Origin of the sequence: Paenibacillus sp. p3-SID867, from assembly GCF_025142895.1 — a bacterium.
GTDB lineage: Bacteria > Bacillota > Bacilli > Paenibacillales > Paenibacillaceae > Paenibacillus_AQ.
Map to the genome: position 1 here is coordinate 1 of NZ_JAMBDM010000051.1, position 3,650 is coordinate 3,650.

At 40.4% G+C, this 3,650-nt stretch carries 4 protein-coding genes; 3 read left to right on the plus strand and 1 reads right to left on the minus strand.

The window, feature by feature from the left end; all coding sequences use genetic code 11:
- Nucleotides 1-454 precede the first annotated feature (454 nt).
- Entirely contained in the window at nt 455-640 is a 186-nt protein-coding gene (locus M4D81_RS34585; protein ID WP_260069682.1) for a hypothetical protein, read from the plus strand.
- An 11-nt stretch (nt 641-651) separates the two neighbouring features.
- On the opposite strand, the gene M4D81_RS34590 is transcribed toward M4D81_RS34585, so the two are convergent.
- On the minus strand, nt 652-1,056 hold the full coding sequence (locus M4D81_RS34590) for a hypothetical protein (protein ID WP_260069683.1): 405 nt from the start codon (nt 1,054-1,056) through the stop codon (nt 652-654).
- 270 nt (nt 1,057-1,326) lie between these two features.
- Between M4D81_RS34590 and pyrH the strand changes: the two genes are divergently transcribed.
- The gene (pyrH, locus tag M4D81_RS34595) at nt 1,327-2,064 is read left to right on the plus strand and encodes a UMP kinase (RefSeq protein ID WP_260069684.1); all 738 of its coding nucleotides are present in this window, start codon (nt 1,327-1,329) and stop codon (nt 2,062-2,064) included.
- Between the two features lie 696 nt (nt 2,065-2,760).
- The gene (locus tag M4D81_RS34600; protein WP_260069685.1) at nt 2,761-3,591 is read left to right on the plus strand and encodes a methyltransferase domain-containing protein; all 831 of its coding nucleotides are present in this window, start codon (nt 2,761-2,763) and stop codon (nt 3,589-3,591) included.
- The last annotated feature ends 59 nt before the right edge of the window (nt 3,592-3,650 follow it).

Consider the following 3,650-nt stretch of genomic DNA (forward strand, 5'->3'; position numbering starts at 1 on the left):
CCTTCTAGAGAGGGGGAAGATTTACTCTCAACTGGCACTGGCTGAACTGAGATAGATGCTTTCTTCTCGTAAGACGTCGAAACCACGCACCTTAATTTAACTTGAAGTTGAGATTTCCTAAGTTGTTTATGTCATTCAAGAAGTTGACCGCTCGGTAACAATGGCCACCGTAGGGTGGCTTTACTCGGAGGCGTGATGTTGAGGCATATAAATCAACGGTGGTCAGCTTATAGTAAAGATCCGGATTACCTTGTTCTAAGGCATCTCGTTCTTCCTGGCTAGTTGTTGTTTCTGAATCACCTGCATATGTCGGAGGACAAGAACTTTTATTCATTGCCGATTGATCGTGGCAAACACGCCAATTGTAACAATCTCCCGACATATACGTGTCGGAGGGACAAGAACTTGTTCCGATTGCCGTAAAGGACAAGAACATGAGCCGATTACCGATTAGATGAGTATCGACTACGCGGACGAGGTGAGTCTGCTTTCGACCAGACAGTGGGTATGGGGGATGTTCTCCAAAATGGTCGGAGAATGGCTTCAGCGCGGCAAGCATGATCCATGCGTTCGTCCAGTTGCTGTCGGCTGTGACGCTTTCGTTCCGATCGAACGTTTCTTTCAGTTTCTGGAGAATTAGTTCGTTTGTCGTCAGTTTCTTTCCGCTTGGTCTTTCAGCCATTGTTCGACCTCCTCGTCATGCGCTCCGGCCTGCGTGAAGAACGTCATCATGTAGTCGTTGTCGTACAGTACTGCGATTTTGTACGCCTGGAGTCCTTCGCCTATGTCGAGCAGTTCGACGTACTCGGGGCAACTACCCAGCAGTCCGCCTCTTTTAGGGCTCAGCCCGACGTTGCCGAGGTCACAGACGTTGTCTCCAGCTTCAAGAACGACAATGTAGCCATCTCTGCCCAAGCGGAATTCGCCCTTAGCTTTGTCTTCAAGTTCGACCCTTAGTTGGTTGAAGTAATCTTGGACAGGATCGAGGAGCTCCAGTTGAATTGCTTTGGCGTGCCGAAGCAATTTTAAATCCTGACACGTAACGATGATACGCAAAATAAATACCTCCTCAAGATACAGAAATAGCCCCGTAGATCAGGTGCTCATGGAATTAATATATGGTTGAAATCCTGTCGCTTTCGGTGTTGCATTTTACCCTCACACAGTATAGAATGAATTGATGAAAAATTACTGGAAGGGGTGGGAATATGAGGAGGAAACGGAAGGCTTATGATAAGTCGATTGTTACAATTTCATATTCTCGTTCCATTAAGACACTAAAGCATTCGTTGCTTTAGTGTTTTTTATTTGCGCGGAGGTGTTAATTTGACAAGGTACAAAAGAGTTCTTATTAAACTAAGTGGTGGAGCAGTGGCCGGAAACACGGAATTTGGTTTTGAGCCCGAAAGGTTAGACCATATTGCTAATGAAATTATGTCAGTTGTAAATCTAGGTGTTGAGGTATCATTAGTTATAGGTGGAGGGAATATTTTTCGCGGCAATATGGCGGAAAGCTGGGGAATAGAAAGAGCAGAAGCTGACAACATCGGGACGCTTGCTACTGTTATTAATAGCTTGATGCTTCGAGGAGTTCTTAAAGCCAAAACAGACAAAGAAGTTCGTGTAATGACAGCAATACCTATTACATCAGTTGCAGAACCATACATCAGACTAAGAGCAGTTCACCATCTGGAAAAGGGCTACATAGTAATTTTTGCTGGAGGAAACGGGCAACCCTACGTTACTACGGATTACCCTTCCGTTCAAAGGGCAATCGAAGTTAATTGTGAAGCATTGTTAGTAGCAAAACAAGGGGTGAACGGTGTTCTCAATGCAGACCCTAAGTTCGACAAAGAAGCAAGGAAGTTCAGGTCACTTCACTACAACGATGTTTTAAAATATAACTTGAAGGTAATGGATCAATCAGCTTTCATCTTAGCTAGAGACTACAATCTGCCAATGCATGTGTTTAATTTTGACAAGCCGGGCTCAATGAAAGAAATTTGCGAGGGGAAAGTTAATGGCACAATAATTAGTGGTGAGTCAATTTTGGAATTGGAATGAGTTGAAGATTATGAGGGAGCATAACAGCGCTTCCTCATTTTCGTAATACTTGCCGTTACAGATAGCGCGGAGAACCGTATCATAAGTAGTGGTAAAGCGGAGAATTGAGCTCTTGGTGAGTTTAAATGGGAAGAATAGCTAAATAGTGAGCGAAATTTACGGGCCAGAGAACTGTATTGCAAATTTCTGGACAAAGTCAGATGATCAGCAAATTGTTGCACATGTTCGCTACATAGATTGTGTATAAAATATCGAGTTTTTGTTTATATAGTAAAACAAAAAAGAAAGGACTGTACTTAATGAAAAGAAATGAAACCATTGCTCAAAAACGAACTGTAAGAGGATCCCTAAAATCCTGAAGAAAACCCTTTGTCCTCCGACAATCGTGGTAAAAGTGTCGAGGGACAAGAACATAGTCCCATTGGAAGTCGCTATTTTAGCGGCTTTTTTGTGTTATCGGTACAAGTTCTTGTCCCGAGCCAAGGACAAGAACTTGTACCGATTGCCGAAAAGGACAAGAACATGTTCCGATTACCGATTAGATAAATATTTAAGTATTGATCTAATTTATTAAGCTACCGGCAGGGGTAGTTCATTAATTTCGCGAATACTCTACATATGGAGTTATTTACGAAGTTCGTAGATAAGACGTTATAAGAAATCTCCGCAAATCCAAACGTAAACTGGAGGAAATATATGAAAGACACGCGTTCAACTTATAATATCCAAAACACTGCTCTAGGTTTTGAAGAGGAAGTAGAGCGATTAAGAGTACAAGCAATGATGAGTTGGAAAAAAGAATTTCGAACGTTAGAATGGTATGGATTAAAAAATGGTATGTGCGTATTAGAAGTTGGGAGTGGTCCTGGATATGTAACCAAGCAATTAGTTAATAGTTTACCAGACAGTCATATTACCTCTCTAGAAATAGATCATACATTACAAGATCAAGCTAAAGCATTACTTAGAGATGTTCCATCTGAACGTATTAATTTTGTGCAATCATCGATTTACAATACTGGTCTACCAGATAATTCCTTTGATTTTGTAGTTGCAAGATTAATTTTTCTCCACTTACATAATCCACTAGAAGCATCACAAGAGATTTACCGAGTGCTAAAGCCAAATGGGAGATTAGTAATCATTGATATTGATGATGGGGTTTTTGGTACGATTAATCCAGAAATACCATTGTTACATAATATCTTAAAGAAAATCTCGGATTATGTAGCACTAAAAGGTGGGAATCGATTGATAGGTAGAAGTTTACCGCGTCTCTTATTAAAAAGTGGATACATAGAAATTGATATTGATTCAGTAATTCAGCATAGTGATGTGCATGGAATTGATGGATTTAAAAGACAACTTAATATTAATCGATTTGTACAATTCTATAAAAAAGGCGTGATTACTTTAGAAGAATTTGAACAAATGAAGCAAGCATATGAAATGTTCAGTAATTCTTCTGAAGCGTTTGCGATGATGAATTATATTGTAGCATGTGGTAGAAAACCTCTGTCTATCTAATATGTAAACCATAAATATCCTTTAACGGTACATGTTCTTGTTGGAGGACAAGAACATGG

Excerpts from the sequence above, each read along its gene's own strand:
- M4D81_RS34585 (WP_260069682.1), top strand. The coding sequence starts at position 455 with ATGAGTATCGACTACGCGGACGAGGTGAGTCTGCTTTCGACCAGACAG.
- M4D81_RS34600 (WP_260069685.1), top strand. The coding sequence starts at position 2,761 with ATGAAAGACACGCGTTCAACTTATAATATCCAAAACACTGCTCTAGGT.